The sequence below is a fragment of the Shewanella sp. ZOR0012 genome, assembly GCF_000798835.1.
Lineage (GTDB): Bacteria > Pseudomonadota > Gammaproteobacteria > Enterobacterales > Shewanellaceae > Shewanella > Shewanella xiamenensis.
Window position 1 is genome coordinate 693,669 of sequence record NZ_JTLE01000094.1, and the last position, 14,500, is coordinate 708,168.

The 14,500-nt window shown below is 46.4% G+C and carries 14 protein-coding genes; 12 read left to right on the plus strand and 2 right to left on the minus strand.

Annotation, left to right across the window (positions count from 1 at the left end; translation table 11 throughout):
* Nucleotides 1-108: 108 nt before the first annotated feature.
* The gene (locus L976_RS23120; protein WP_156143152.1) at nt 109-249 is read left to right on the plus strand and encodes a hypothetical protein; all 141 of its coding nucleotides are present in this window, start codon (nt 109-111) and stop codon (nt 247-249) included.
* Between the two features lie 173 nt (nt 250-422).
* Here L976_RS23120 and L976_RS04870 read toward each other — a convergent pair whose 3' ends face one another.
* On the minus strand, nt 423-869 hold the full coding sequence (locus L976_RS04870) for a hypothetical protein (RefSeq protein WP_047534794.1): 447 nt from the start codon (nt 867-869) through the stop codon (nt 423-425).
* A 1,057-nt stretch (nt 870-1,926) separates the two neighbouring features.
* Between L976_RS04870 and mazG the strand changes: the two genes are divergently transcribed.
* From mazG to rpoS, 11 genes are all read left to right on the plus strand, one after another.
* Nucleotides 1,927-2,805: a nucleoside triphosphate pyrophosphohydrolase gene (gene mazG / locus L976_RS04880; RefSeq protein WP_047534796.1), complete on the plus strand. Its 879-nt coding sequence runs from the start codon at nt 1,927-1,929 to the stop codon at nt 2,803-2,805.
* 116 nt (nt 2,806-2,921) lie between these two features.
* Nucleotides 2,922-4,562: a CTP synthase gene (locus L976_RS04885; protein WP_037421150.1), complete on the plus strand. Its 1,641-nt coding sequence runs from the start codon at nt 2,922-2,924 to the stop codon at nt 4,560-4,562.
* A 213-nt stretch (nt 4,563-4,775) separates the two neighbouring features.
* The gene (gene eno, locus L976_RS04890; protein ID WP_037421154.1) at nt 4,776-6,071 is read left to right on the plus strand and encodes a phosphopyruvate hydratase; all 1,296 of its coding nucleotides are present in this window, start codon (nt 4,776-4,778) and stop codon (nt 6,069-6,071) included.
* Between the two features lie 100 nt (nt 6,072-6,171).
* Nucleotides 6,172-6,471: a cell division protein FtsB gene (gene ftsB / locus L976_RS04895; protein WP_086023979.1), complete on the plus strand. Its 300-nt coding sequence runs from the start codon at nt 6,172-6,174 to the stop codon at nt 6,469-6,471.
* A gap of 10 nt (nt 6,472-6,481) precedes the next feature.
* Nucleotides 6,482-7,231 (plus strand): 2-C-methyl-D-erythritol 4-phosphate cytidylyltransferase, encoded by a 750-nt coding sequence (gene ispD, locus L976_RS04900; RefSeq protein ID WP_047534798.1) that lies wholly within the window; start codon nt 6,482-6,484, stop codon nt 7,229-7,231.
* Between the two features lie 51 nt (nt 7,232-7,282).
* Complete coding sequence (gene ispF / locus L976_RS04905; protein ID WP_047534800.1) at nt 7,283-7,762, plus strand: 2-C-methyl-D-erythritol 2,4-cyclodiphosphate synthase; 480 nt, start codon at nt 7,283-7,285, stop codon at nt 7,760-7,762.
* Between the two features lie 29 nt (nt 7,763-7,791).
* Complete coding sequence (gene truD / locus L976_RS04910; protein ID WP_047534801.1) at nt 7,792-8,919, plus strand: tRNA pseudouridine(13) synthase TruD; 1,128 nt, start codon at nt 7,792-7,794, stop codon at nt 8,917-8,919.
* Nucleotides 8,916-9,665: a 5'/3'-nucleotidase SurE gene (gene surE / locus L976_RS04915; RefSeq protein ID WP_047534802.1), complete on the plus strand. Its 750-nt coding sequence runs from the start codon at nt 8,916-8,918 to the stop codon at nt 9,663-9,665. Before truD ends, surE begins: the two co-directional genes overlap by 4 nt.
* Nucleotides 9,662-10,297 (plus strand): protein-L-isoaspartate(D-aspartate) O-methyltransferase, encoded by a 636-nt coding sequence (locus L976_RS04920; protein WP_047534803.1) that lies wholly within the window; start codon nt 9,662-9,664, stop codon nt 10,295-10,297. The genes surE and L976_RS04920 overlap by 4 nt, the downstream gene beginning before the upstream one ends.
* Nucleotides 10,298-10,356: 59 nt before the next feature.
* Nucleotides 10,357-11,253, plus strand: coding sequence for a peptidoglycan DD-metalloendopeptidase family protein (locus L976_RS04925; protein WP_047534804.1), 897 nt, complete (start codon nt 10,357-10,359; stop codon nt 11,251-11,253).
* An 81-nt stretch (nt 11,254-11,334) separates the two neighbouring features.
* The gene (gene rpoS, locus L976_RS04930) at nt 11,335-12,315 is read left to right on the plus strand and encodes an RNA polymerase sigma factor RpoS (protein ID WP_037421178.1); all 981 of its coding nucleotides are present in this window, start codon (nt 11,335-11,337) and stop codon (nt 12,313-12,315) included.
* An 83-nt stretch (nt 12,316-12,398) separates the two neighbouring features.
* Here the strand turns inward: rpoS and mutS are convergent.
* Nucleotides 12,399-14,500: DNA mismatch repair protein MutS (mutS, locus tag L976_RS23125; RefSeq protein ID WP_156143229.1), on the minus strand; the 2,102-nt coding region annotated here is incomplete at its 5' end.

Genomic DNA, 14,500 nt, shown 5'->3' on the forward strand with positions numbered 1-14,500 from the left:
GCTTTTTTGTATTTGGGAGTTTGTAGGGTAAAAAGTGTTAAAATAGGAGTGCTAATACCTAATACGGCTAAATCACTTATTTGGCCAATTGAAAGCTGCGGAAGATTGATGGATGAGCCATGGCACTTGCTCCCCGACGCGCAGCAAGTCCGTCCTTGGATGCTCGACCGCCCCATCCGTGGGGCGGAGGGGCGTCTCGCTAATCTCCATGGCTCACCTTTTTGGTATCGGCGTAATCTGTCGGTTTGAAAGAAGGTACGTGTCCCGTTTTGGGACAAAAGCTTGCTAGATTTTGTACTCTAACTCATCGGTTTCGAATTAATATTTCTATGGATTAACGCCTCAAACACCAGCCTGGTGAAGACGGCGGCTTTTTGGAATAAAAAGGTGACAGCTTTACTAAGTCCGCGAGCTTTGACTTGTTACGTGTTGACCTTACCAACACCGATTGTTGAAAAATATAAACTTTCTTCATCATTTGGTTCATTTGATTGCCGCCAAAGCCACAGACCAAGACTTGGAACCTCATAGGTATAACCCTCATCTTCTGTTGCAGGCTTGTGACCAGTTGCACTCTCTATTTTTAAAAGTGCCTCAGAAACCTGAAGTTCAAGCATGTTCTCACCAGATAGCGTAGCTTCGAAGCCGCAACAGCGAGATAGCTCGATACTCTCTACTTTTGGAGCTTCACCTTCGTAGAATATTTGAAAGCCCGCCTCATAAAATGAATCAGTTGGATGCTGACTCATTGGTGTTTTCTTAAAGCTATCCGGCTCTAAGCCCATACTGGCAATTGCAGAAATACGATCCATCCCTAGCTTAACAGGGCCGATTCCTACTTTTGGCTGTACTTCAAACTTAAGCTTCATCTAAATTTATCGCTCGGACTCGATGACACGTGACTTCTTAGTATTTATGCGCTGTGCTGTTTGCGGGGCATAAATCGCTTGTTGGACTTGGCCGCAGCCATATCCATGTGAATTGGTATAAATGATGCTATAGGAATTTGCTTTTTTGTGGTAGCGGACTTTATACAGTTTTATGGGTAATCACTTGATATTGTATTAGCTTTCTCATTATTAAATTCTCACGTCAGACAGATTGTTGACCTTGCTTGATAGTATTTCGGCCTCGAACTCAGGCTGATACTCGCGCCACATTTTCTCATTGGTGAAGTTGATAACTGATAAGGGCAGAACTCTTTAGCATTACTAAAATTGGGTTAATTTTTTTGATGTAAGAGTTAACTAAATGCCACTTTACTAACGCACAATTGGGAGAGAAATTTAGTTAACTCTTTCGCCAGTTATCTATTTTATCTATCAATCCAGAGTATCGAACTAAAACAATGTAAATTGACGGTAACACGAAAATAATTACAACACCGAGTTCAATCATTGCCTTTTCCAGCTCTGTGAGTAAAAGTGCTGAAGTTATACTCCTGAGTTCTGTCATAAACAATACCGGTAACACTGCAAGAGGTGTCATTAGCAAACAGTGCATCAATGAAAGAATTTTAGTTTTACTTCTAGCAATGATTTTTATCTGAATACGGCAATGAATCTCTGAGAGTAATGCACTAAACGATGCAAAAATGAATAATATTATTAGAAGATTTATCATGGTTTCCAATGAGAGTCCTACGTTCATTTAAATCGCTACTGATACAATAAGCTACGTTCTAACATTACAATAATTTGGTCAACCAGTTTTAGCTCATTCCGAACTTCAAAAGGCATTTAGCTCGCAATGGGGCATATCCTCTTCATTAAAACCTAATACCAGACTCAAAATAGCACTTTGAGCTTGGCTACTTTATTATTAGCGTTTTATTGCCCTTATTACAGCCTTCGTTGCGACTTAGCTTGAGTGTATTCCTGTTTACGCATCCTGCACCTGTGTCGACTCTCTTGAAAGGATATCAGCATGACCTCCCATACCACGCCTTCTATTTCTGAGCTTTCAGCAACAGCATTTTCTGCAACCGATGTTGCGCCGCTACTGAAGATTATGGAGAAGCTGCGCGATCCGCAAACGGGTTGTCCTTGGGATAAGGCGCAGACCTTTCAAACCATAGTGCCTTTTACCCTCGAAGAGGCCTATGAAGTGGCCGACACGATTGAACGTTTAGCCCTAGACGAATTACCCGATGAACTCGGCGATTTATTATTCCAAGTGGTATTTTATTGCCAGCTAGGTAAAGAGCAGGGCAGGTTCGATTTCAGCACTGTCGTCAATAAAATCACCGACAAACTCACCCGCCGTCATCCCCATGTATTTGGTGAAGCCGCGTTTGAGGCCGATGCCAGTAGTCAGCAGATGAAGGCCAATTGGGAAGCAATCAAAGCCAGCGAGCGTGAACAAAAGGCATTAGCGGCTGGGGTGACTTCACCAAGCGAGGTTTCTGTGCTGGATGATATTCCGCGCGCACAGCCAGCGTTATCCCGTTCTATCAAAATTCAACAGCGGGTCGCGCGCGTTGGGTTCGATTGGCCTGAGCTTGAGCCCGTTGTCGCAAAAATCCATGAGGAAATTGAGGAAGTGCTGGCGGAGGTGAACCAGCCAACGCTCGACCAAGCCAAAGTTCAGGCCGAAATGGGTGACTTATTATTTGCAGTGGTGAATTTGGCGCGTCATTTAAAGGTGGACCCAGAACAAGCGCTGCGCCAAGCCAATGTTAAATTTGAACGCCGTTTTAAAGGTGTAGAGGCATTTGCGAGACAAAATAATAAAGCATTAGAAGAACATAGCTTAGAAGAGTTAGATGCCTACTGGGATAAGGTTAAACAGGGCGAGCCAAGATAAAGGGCAAATTATCCGGATTGGTGTTTGTCGAATGGCAACACCTTTGGTATACTACTGCCCCGTCCTAGTGCTTTCTTACAAGCACGTATTTTCAAACTCATTTTCTCAGGTTCAGCATGACTACAAGGTATATCTTCGTTACTGGTGGTGTGGTTTCATCACTAGGTAAAGGCATTGCAGCCGCTTCATTAGCCGCAATTTTAGAGGCCCGTGGTCTCAATGTAACCATCATGAAACTGGACCCATACATTAACGTTGATCCAGGTACCATGAGCCCAACGCAACATGGTGAAGTGTTTGTGACTGAGGACGGCGCAGAAACAGACCTCGACCTAGGCCACTATGAGCGTTTCATCCGCACTAAGATGAATCGTCGCAACAACTTCACCACAGGCCGTATTTACGAAGAAGTATTACGTAAAGAACGTCGCGGTGACTATTTAGGCGCGACAATTCAGGTGATCCCGCACATCACTAACGCGATCAAAGAAAAAGTATTAGCTGGTGGCGAAGGTCACGATGTGGCTATCGTTGAAATCGGCGGTACTGTGGGTGATATCGAATCACTGCCATTCCTTGAGTCTATTCGCCAATTAGGCGTTGAACTGGGCCGCGATCGTACCCTGTTTATGCATTTAACCTTAGTGCCATTCCTTGGTGCTGCGGGCGAAGTGAAAACGAAACCGACTCAACATTCAGTGAAAGAGTTGCGTTCTATCGGTATTGCACCAGACGTATTGATCTGCCGTGGCGACCGTGCGATTCCTGCCAACGAGCGTGCGAAGATTTCGTTATTCTGTAACGTTGAAGAACGTGCAGTTATTTCATTAAAAGACGTCGACAGCATCTACAAGATCCCTGCGCTGCTGCGCTCACAGGGTTTAGATGACTTAGTGGTTAAGCGTTTTGGCTTAGAATGCCGCGAAGCTGATTTGTCTGAGTGGGAAAACGTCATTTACCAAGAAGCTAATCCAAACGGCGAAGTCGTGATTGGTATGGTGGGTAAATACATCGAACTGCCAGACGCCTATAAATCAGTCAACGAAGCGTTAAAGCACGCAGGTCTGAAAAATCGCGTATCTGTGACTATCAAGTATATCGACTCACAAACCGTAGAAGCCAAAGGCGATGAAGTCTTACAAGGTTTAGACGGTATCTTAGTCCCAGGTGGCTTCGGTGAGCGCGGTGTGGAAGGTAAGATTCAGGCGGCTAAATTTGCCCGTGAAAACAACCTGCCATACTTTGGTATCTGTTTAGGTATGCAAGTGGCACTGATTGAATTTGCCCGTAACGTTGCTGGCATGGCCGATGCTCACTCAACCGAATTCAACAAAGCAACGCCATTCCCAGTGGTTGGCTTAATCACTGAATGGGTTGACGAAGAAGGTAATGTTGAACAGCGCCATGAAGCCTCTGACTTAGGTGGCACTATGCGTTTAGGTGCACAGTTATGTCATCTGCTGGAAGGCTCAAAAGCGGCGCAAGCGTACAAAGGTAACACTTGTGTTGAGCGTCACCGTCACCGTTACGAAGTGAACAATAAGTACAGAGAACGTTTAGAACAAGCGGGTCTGGTATTTAGTGGTTTATCTTCTGACCGTAAACTGGTTGAGATGATTGAGCTCAAAGATCATCCTTGGTTTGTAGCGGGTCAATTCCACCCAGAATTTACTTCGACCCCACGCGATGGTCATCCATTGTTCGAAGGTTTCGTTGCTGCCGCGAGTGCACATCAAAAACGTGATCTGAAGAAATAAATTTTAAGGCCGGACCCGCGACAGTGGGCCCGGCCTTTTGTTACACTCAGGCCGCGTAAACATGAGTCAAAACTCATACCCATGTGTATAAACGACATGCGTCTAGACGGAAATAGTAAACGGAATTTAAAGATTTTGGTCGTACTCTACATCTGTTAATTCCCATTGGTATTGGTTTTTTCTTTTCTCTTTTAAACTTAAATCGAGGGTAATATGGCTAAGATTATTAACGTGATTGGTCGCGAGATTATGGATTCTCGTGGTAACCCAACAGTTGAAGCCGAAGTGCATTTAGAAGGTGGTTTTATCGGTATGGCGGCTGCGCCATCTGGTGCTTCTACCGGTAGCCGCGAAGCACTAGAACTGCGTGATGGCGACAAGAGCCGTTACTTAGGTAAAGGTGTATTAACTGCTGTGGCTAACGTAAACGGTCCTATCCGTGCTGCGTTAATCGGTAAAGATGCGACTGCCCAAGCCGAACTTGATCAAATCATGATCGACTTAGACGGCACTGAAAACAAAGACAAGTTAGGTGCTAACGCGATTCTCGCTGTGTCCTTAGCGGCGGCTAAAGCGGCTGCGGCATTTAAAGGCATGCCTTTATACGCTCACATTGCGGAATTAAACGGCACACCTGGCCAATACGCTATGCCAGTGCCTATGATGAACATCCTCAACGGTGGCGAGCACGCGGATAACAACGTTGATATCCAAGAGTTCATGGTGCAACCTGTTGGCGCGAAAAACTTCCGCGAAGCTTTACGTATGGGCGCTGAGATTTTCCACACCCTGAAAAAAGTACTGCACGGTAAAGGTTTAAGCACTTCTGTGGGTGACGAAGGTGGTTTCGCTCCTAACCTGTCTTCTAACGCTGATGCATTAGCGGTAATTAAAGAAGCGGTTGAATTAGCAGGTTACAAGCTGGGTACTGACGTGACTCTGGCATTAGACTGTGCGGCTTCTGAGTTCTACAAAGACGGTAAATATAACCTGTCTGGCGAAGGCAAAGTATTCGATTCAAACGGTTTCTCTGACTTCCTGAAATCACTGACTGAACAATATCCAATTGTCTCTATCGAAGACGGTCTGGACGAGTCAGATTGGGATGGTTGGGCATACCAAACTAAGATCATGGGCGACAAGATCCAATTAGTGGGCGACGATTTATTCGTAACCAACACTAAGATTTTAACCCGTGGTATCGAGAACGGCATCGCTAACTCAATCCTGATCAAGTTCAACCAAATCGGTTCATTAACTGAAACCTTAGCGGCTATCCGTATGGCAAAAGCGGCGGGTTACACTGCGGTGATTTCACACCGTAGCGGTGAAACTGAAGACGCTACTATCGCTGATTTAGCGGTAGGTACTGCGGCTGGCCAAATCAAGACTGGTTCACTGTGCCGTTCTGACCGTGTGGCTAAATACAACCAATTGCTACGTATCGAAGAGCAATTAGGTGAAAAAGCACCGTATCGCGGTTTGAAGGAAATCAAAGGTCAGGCGTAATTTAGCCGACCGATGTAAAAAGGCCACCACTTGGTGGCCTTTTTTGTTGTACTATCTGCAGTATCATTTTTTAATCCAAGACATTGACGCTAATTCCTCCATGAAATTTTTTGTCATTGCACTCATAGTGCTACTCGGTTTACTGCAATATCGGCTGTGGTCGGGTGATAACAGTCTGCCCGAATACTTTGTTCTGCAAAAACAGATTGCTGCTCAGCAAGATGGTAATGCAAAACTCAATGAGCGTAACCAAGTGCTTAAAGAAGAAATTATCGATCTTAAGAGTGGTACCGAAGCGATTGAAGAGCGGGCGCGTAACGAGCTTGGCATGGTGAAAGAAGGCGAGACCTTCTATCGCGTGGTGGGCGGTGACCGTGCAGTATCGAGTCCCTCGCAGTAACGGAGCACAAATGGATATCGTCTTAGAAGCCGCGCCACAGACTGAAACAGAAGTCGCTATTCAGCTGGATCCTTTCTCACCTAATGTGGTTGCGATTGTGCCAGCCGCAGGGATTGGCAGCCGCATGGGCGCGGGTAAACCCAAGCAATATTTAACTTTGTTGGGACAAAGCATTCTGGCTCATACCTTAGACAAGTTATTGTCCCATCCGCAAATTAACCAAGTGATTGTCGCGCTGCATCCTGAGGATACCGAATTTGCCGCGTTGCCGCAGGCCAAGCATCCCAAGCTGGTGATTGTTATTGGCGGCTCTGAGCGCGCCGACTCAGTGCTGGCGGCACTCGATAAGGCACCCGACAATGGTTGGGCCTTAGTACACGATGCGGCTAGACCCTGCTTAACGGCGGGAGACATAGATAAATTGCTGGCTTCGCGGGTACACTTTCCCCAAGGTGCCATTTTGGCGATGCCAGTCCGCGATACCATGAAGCGCGCCAATAGCTTAGGTGAAATCAGCTCGACCGTTTGCCGCGATAATCTCTGGCATGCCTTGACGCCGCAGTTATTCCCAACCTCCTTGTTGCGATTGCATTTAAAAGCCGCGCTTGCCGCAGGGGCCGTTGTGACCGATGAAGCCTCGGCGATGGAATGGGCGGGAATTTCCCCTGGATTAGTCGCTGGGCGGGCGGATAACATTAAAGTGACCCATCCCGATGATTTGGAGTTAGCAGAACTTTTTTTACTGCGTGCTAAGGCTTGAAGGCAAGCTGAGTGAATTGCGCAATTTATTAAATACGTTAGGAAATAAGTCATGAAAATCCGTATCGGCCATGGTTTTGATGTTCATAAATTTGGTGAACCACGCCCGTTAATTTTATGCGGGGTCGAAGTACCCTACGAAACGGGGCTGGTAGCTCATTCCGATGGTGATGTAGTCCTGCATGCCATCTCCGATGCCATTTTAGGGGCGATGGCCCTTGGGGATATAGGTAAACATTTCCCCGATACCGATGCCGCCTATAAGGGCGCTGATAGTCGCGTTTTGCTGCGCCATTGTTATGCCTTAGCGCGGGCGAAGGGATTTGAGCTGGGTAATCTGGATGTCACTATTATTGCCCAGGCGCCTAAGATGGCGCCGCATATCGAGGATATGCGCAACGTGCTGGCAGCCGATCTTAATGCTGATATTGCAGATATCAACGTCAAGGCTACTACCACAGAAAAACTCGGATTTACTGGCCGTAAAGAAGGCATCGCGGTCGAAGCCGTCGTATTACTCAGCCGCCAATAGCCTGCAACTTTAAGAGATAAGAAAGACCCATGAGCGAACTACATTACCTGTACGGCAAACCGACGGGCACCGCAGATTTAAGAACCGTTAACAGCGACTTTATCGTGAAAGAGATTTTGCCTTTTAGCCCTTCGGGCGAGGGCGAACATCATTTAGTCCACATTCGTAAGGATGGATTGAACACGGTACAAGTGGCTGAAATGCTGGCAAAGTTCGCTAAGGTTCATCCCAAAGAAGTGACCTATGCAGGACAAAAAGATAAAAATGCCATCACAGAACAGTGGTTTGGCATTCGTATCCCAGGTAAAGAAACCCCTGCGTGGAGCGCGCTAAACAGCGAGCGTTTAACCATATTATCCAGTAGTCGCCACAGCAAAAAATTACGTATTGGCGCGCTCTTGGGCAACCGTTTTATCCTTACCCTGCGCAATGTCACAAACGTGGAAGACATTATCAGCCGCATCGAGAAAGTCAGCCAAATAGGTGTGCCCAATTATTTTGGTGAGCAGCGTTTTGGGCATGATGGTAAAAACCTGGTGCTTGGTCGGCAAATGCTAGCGGGCAAAAAGGTGAAAGACCGTAATAAGCGCAGCATGTATCTGTCTGCGGTGCGCTCCAATCTATTCAATACCGTTGTCTCCTATCGTTTAGCGAATTATGGCACTAAACCCTTAGCGGGGGATTGCGTGATGCTGGCGGGCAGCAAAAGCTTTTTCGTTACGCCTGAATGGGATTTAGTGGTATTAAAACGCTTGATTGAGAAAGATATTCAACTTTCTGCCCCACTTTGGGGTCGCGGAAAAATGCTGCCGCAGGGCGAAGCCGCCGAGGTTGAAACCCAAGCCATGGCTGAGCTGAGCGACGATTGCTACGGCCTTGAGCACGCAGGTCTTGAGCAGGAACGCCGCCCATTGCTACTGGAACCTCAAGGACTTAAATACGAGCAAACCGCAGATGGATTGGTACTTGAGTTTATTTTACCTGCGGGTAGCTTTGCGACATCGCTGTTAAGAGAGCTGGTTGATTATCAAGATGTGAAAGAGCTGCAATGGCAAGCGACAGTTACGCCGGATACGAATGCTCCTGAGGCAAATACTGCAGCTGAAAGCGATGTTGCAGAGGTCAATCTAATCGACAATGGCGAGTCCACTTTATGATCCGTATCCTTGTCAGCAATGATGATGGGGTGAATGCGCCGGGAATAAAAGCCTTAACGGAGGCGCTTGCCGAAATCGCCACTGTGATGACGGTCGCACCTGATCGTAATTGTTCCGGTGCAAGTAACTCTTTAACCTTGACTAATCCATTAAGAATTAATAGGTTAGATAATGGTTATGTTTCTGTGTACGGTACACCAACAGATTGCGTCCACTTAGCCATACGGGAGCTCTGTGATGGTGAGCCGGATATGGTGGTATCGGGCATCAATGCTGGCGCGAATATGGGGGATGATACTTTATATTCGGGCACGGTCGCGGCGGCAATGGAAGGGCGTTTTTTAGGCTTCCCCGCAGTAGCGATTTCGCTTAATGGCAAAGCCTTTAAGCATTATCACACTGCCGCCGTTTACGCGCGGCGAATCGTGCAGGGGCTATTAGTGCACCCGATTGCCAGTGATCAGATCCTCAATATCAATGTGCCGGATTTACCGTTGGATGAGATTAAAGGCATAAGAGTGACGCGCCTTGGAGCGCGGCATAAAGCTGAAGGCATTGTGCGTACGCAAGATCCCGCAGGACGAGAAATTTTTTGGCTCGGCCCACCGGGTGTTGAACAAGATGCGAGTGAAGGTACCGATTTCCATGCTATTGCTCATGGTTATGTGTCGATCACTCCGTTAACCGTAGACTTGACCGCGTATAAACAATTATCGATATTGCAAAATTGGGTAGATAAAATATGACTCGAGTTGCCTTAACATCGGCGGTGAATTTAGCGAAAAAGCTTCAGGATGCGGGGATCCGTAATCCAGCCGTGCTTAAGGCAATATCCTATACCCCACGTGAATTGTTTCTTGATAATGCGTTAGCCCATAAAGCCTATGAGAATACAGCCTTACCTATTGGCCAAGGGCAAACCATTTCTCAGCCTTATATCGTCGCGCGAATGACTGAGTTACTGCTTCAACATAAACCCCATAAGGTGCTTGAAGTCGGAACGGGCTCAGGTTATCAAGCGGCGATTCTCGCCCAATTAGTACCAGAGCTTTGCACTGTGGAACGTATAAAGACGTTACAAATCCAAGCAAGGCAAAGATTAAAGCGGCTCGATCTGCATAATGTTTCCTTTAAGTATGGCGATGGTTGGCAGGGCTGGCAGAATCGTAGTCCCTATAATGGCATTATGGTCACCGCAGCTGCCGCAAAGGTTCCTGAAGCGTTATTATCCCAGTTAGCCGAAGGCGGTGTATTAATTATCCCCGTGGGTGAAGAAACGCAGCAATTGATGCGGATTACGCGTCACTTTGATAGTTTTAGTTCTGAAGTGATAGAGACAGTCAAATTTGTTCCTTTAGTAAATGGTGAGCTTGCATAGCGCGTTTATCGATTTATAAATTACTAAAACAGTAAGATAGCCCCAAAAAGGAGTTTTTATTGTTGAATGCGGGTTTACTTTTAAACCTCAGTTTACTGTTGTTGCTTGCGGGCTGTAGCTTTCAGGCGAGTCGCCCCGCACCTGTCGAAAGTCTTTCCCACAATTATTCAAAGCACAACAAAGGCAATATTAAATCTAATTCATATAAAGTTAAGAAAGGCGACACTCTTTACTCTATTTCTTGGGCTGCAGGCAAAGATTACGCCGAAATTGCTAAAATTAATCAATTAGATAAATCGTATACCATCTATCCTGGTCAGGTTTTGTATTTAACATATGACCATAATCAAAATAGTAAACCTTCTACGACTTTAGGTGGAATTAATTCGGTAAGTAAAGGTGGTTATCAGCATAATCAAAATAAAAAACAATCAGTTAATGATGATTTTTCTCAGAATTCTGTATCTAGTGAAACACAGAAAAAAACACTTGATCAGAAAGCAAAGTCTGCGTATTCTGCAACAAGTTCCCAACAAAATATTAACCCTTCAATTATTGCTCCGACATCGACACTACCCGATAGTGTAAGCCAGTGGCAATGGCCTGTAAGAGGTAAATTGATAGGAACATACTCTGCCAATGAGCAGGGAAATAAAGGTATTAAGATCGCAGGAAAACGTGGAGATATCATCAAAGCTGCAGCAGATGGGCGGGTGGTATACGCAGGTAGTGCGCTTAGGGGTTATGGTAATTTAGTTATTATCAAACATAGTGACGATTACCTTAGTGCTTATGCTCATGCGGATCAGATCTTAGTCGATGAAAAGCAACATGTCCTCGCTGGACAGACGATTGCTAAAATGGGTAGTACAGGTACTAATCAAGTAATGTTACGTTTTGAAATTCGTTACCATGGTCAGTCTGTTAACCCACTCAACTACTTACCTAAGCAATGATTGTTTAGGGCCTTGTTTTGGCATGGAGGATAATAAATTGCAGTAATACAAGCAGTTAAATTAGGTTTGGGAGATTCGATCATGAGCCGCATAAATAGCACTGCCGTAGAAGAACTAGTAGATTTTTCCGTTGATGCCGCAGAGTTTGATCTCGATAAAGAGGATATCGCCGCTGATTTAGTTCAAGAATTAGGACTCGAACAACAGGTTCAAGATGACCTGCAAAAAAATCTTGATGCCACACAACTCTATTTAGGTGAAATAGGTTTTTCCCCACTGCTTAGTGCAGAAGAAGAAGTTTACTTTTCCCGTAAAGCCTTAAAAGGCTGCGAAAAATCCCGTAACCGCATGATCGAAAGCAACCTGCGACTCGTGGTTAAAATTGCCCGTCGTTACAATAATCGTGGTCTTGCGCTGCTGGATTTAATCGAAGAGGGTAATCTTGGTTTGATACGCGCTGTCGAGAAATTCGACCCAGAAAGAGGTTTCCGTTTCTCAACCTATGCGACTTGGTGGATCAGACAAACCATCGAACGTGCAATCATGAACCAAACTCGCACAATTCGCTTGCCTATCCATGTAGTAAAAGAGCTTAACGTATATTTACGTACAGCTCGGGAATTAGCGCAAAAACTTGACCATGAACCTACGGCAGAAGAAATTGCCGAGAAACTACAAGTATCCAGTGTTGACGTCAGCCGTATGCTGAAGCTCAACGAGAAGATCACTTCTGTCGATATTCCCTTAGGTGGCGATAACGACAAGGCATTACTCGATGTGCTTGCTGATGACGATAACGTAGGTCCAGACTTTAAAGTACAAGACGAAGACATCTCTAACTCAGTTGTGAAGTGGTTAAATGAACTTAATACCAAGCAAAGAGAAGTGTTAGCGCGACGCTTTGGGTTATTGGGTTACGAGCCATCAACTCTTGAAGATGTTGGCGCTGAAATTGGTCTCACTCGTGAACGTGTGCGCCAAATCCAAGTGGAAGCCTTAAAACGCATGCGCGATTTGCTGGGGGCGCAAGGGCTATCTGTAGAGGCTTTATTTAGAAACTAATGCTTAAGGTTGTTTAATCAACCCATAAAAAAACGCCCACTTTGTGGGCGTTTTTATTATTAAGTTACGATGAACAAAGCTATTTAACTCAAGCGTTTAAGCTCATAGAGTAAATCCAGTGCCTGTTTTGGGGTCAGGTTATCTGGATTGATGGCTTTTAACTTGCTTATGGCCGGATTCTCCACTGGCTCCGGCAGGGCTAACAAGGTTTGAATCGGTGCCTTTGTGCCCTCTACTTGATGGTCGCGACTCTCAAGCTGATGTAGTTTATGTTTTGCCGCCTTAATCACCCGAGCTGGTACACCAGCAAGGGCCGCAACTTGTAAACCGTAACTCTTACTGGCCGCACCTTCTTGCACCGCGTGCATAAAGGCGATGGTGTCTTCGTGCTCAATCGCATCGAGGTGCACGTTATAGACCCCAGCCATGAGTTCCGGTAACTGTGTTAACTCGAAATAATGGGTCGCAAACAGCGTCATCGCGCCGACTTGCTGTGCTAAATACTCAGCCGCAGACCAGGCTAATGACAGGCCATCGTAGGTTGATGTGCCGCGACCAATTTCATCCATCAAGACTAAACTCTGCGCAGTGGCATTATGGAGAATATTGGCCGTTTCAGTCATTTCCACCATAAAGGTTGAACGGCCTGAGGCGAGATCGTCTGAGGCACCAATACGGGTAAAAATTCGATCGATAGGACCAATAATGGCGCGATCTGCCGGTACAAAGCTGCCAATGTGTGCCATTAGGGTGATCAGTGCAACTTGACGCATGTAGGTCGATTTACCGCCCATGTTTGGACCTGTAACAATCAACATCCGGCGTTGATTGTGCAGAGTGACAGGGTTGGCGATAAAAGGCGTTTGACTCACACGCTCAACCACAGGGTGACGACCCGCTTCAATTTTTACCCCGATTTCGCTGCTCAGTTCTGGGCAGGTATAGCCTAAGGTTTCGGCACGTTCGGCAAAGTTACTGAGCACATCGAGTTCGGCGGCTGCTCTGGCAAAGGCTTGTAGCTCATGCAATTTGGGGAGGATTAAATCAAACAATTCGTCCCACAGTTGTTTTTCAAGAGCGAGCGCCTTACCTTGGCTCGACAGCACTTTTTCTTCATATTCCTTAAGCTCGGGCGTGATATAACGCTCCATATTCTTAAGGGTTTGACGGCGTTGGTAATTTAATGGCACTTGCTGTGATTGCAGACGGCTGACTTCAATGTAGTAACCATGGACTCGGTTGTAGCCTACCTTCAGCGTAGCAATGCCAGTGCGTTCTTTTTCCCGCGCTTCGAGTTGTACTAGATAATCGCTGGCACCTTCACTTAAGCCACGCCATTCGTCTAATTCGGCATTGTAGCCTTCACGGATTACGCCGCCATCACGGATAAGCATGGGCGGGTTATCGACAATAGCGCGCTCAAGCAGTTGTTGCTCTTCGGGAAACTCGCCTAAGAGTTGACCTAGTTTCACCGTATGGGGGGCACTTAACTGTGCTAATGATTGCTGTAATTGAGGCAATAGGTTTAATGCTTGGCGTAGGCGGGCAAAATCCCGTGGACGAGCGGTACGAAGCGCCAGTCTTGCCATGATACGTTCGATATCACCTAGGGCTTTAAGCTGCTCATGCAATGACTCATGGGCCGCGGTCGCGAGCAACTCATTGACCGCCGTTTGGCGAGCAAAAATCTGTGCATGGTCCCTCAACGGCTGATGGATCCAGCGTTGTAACATACGGCTGCCCATGGCTGTGGCAGTATTGTCGAGCACGGCTGCTAGGGTGTTATCCCGACCACCACTCAAATTTTGTGTCAGCTCGAGGTTGCGGCGCGTTGCCGCATCCAAGACAATCGTATCGGTTTGATTAAAACGGGTAATAGCATTGATATGGGGCAGGGCGGTGCGCTGGGTGTCTTTTACGTACTGCATCAAGCAGCCTGCCGCTTGCAGCGATAGGCGAGCATCGGTTATGCCGAAACCGTGTAAATCCTTAGTGCCAAACTGGGCCAACAGCAGTTTGATACTGGTATCGTAATCAAATTCCCACTCAGGGCGGCGACGTTTGCCTTTAAAATGATGCAATAACTCCAGTGCACCAAAATCTTCGCTATAAAGAATTTCGACCGGATTCGTACGTTGCAACTCGGCTTCGAGGGACTCCTTCGTCTCTAATTCGGCAATCACGA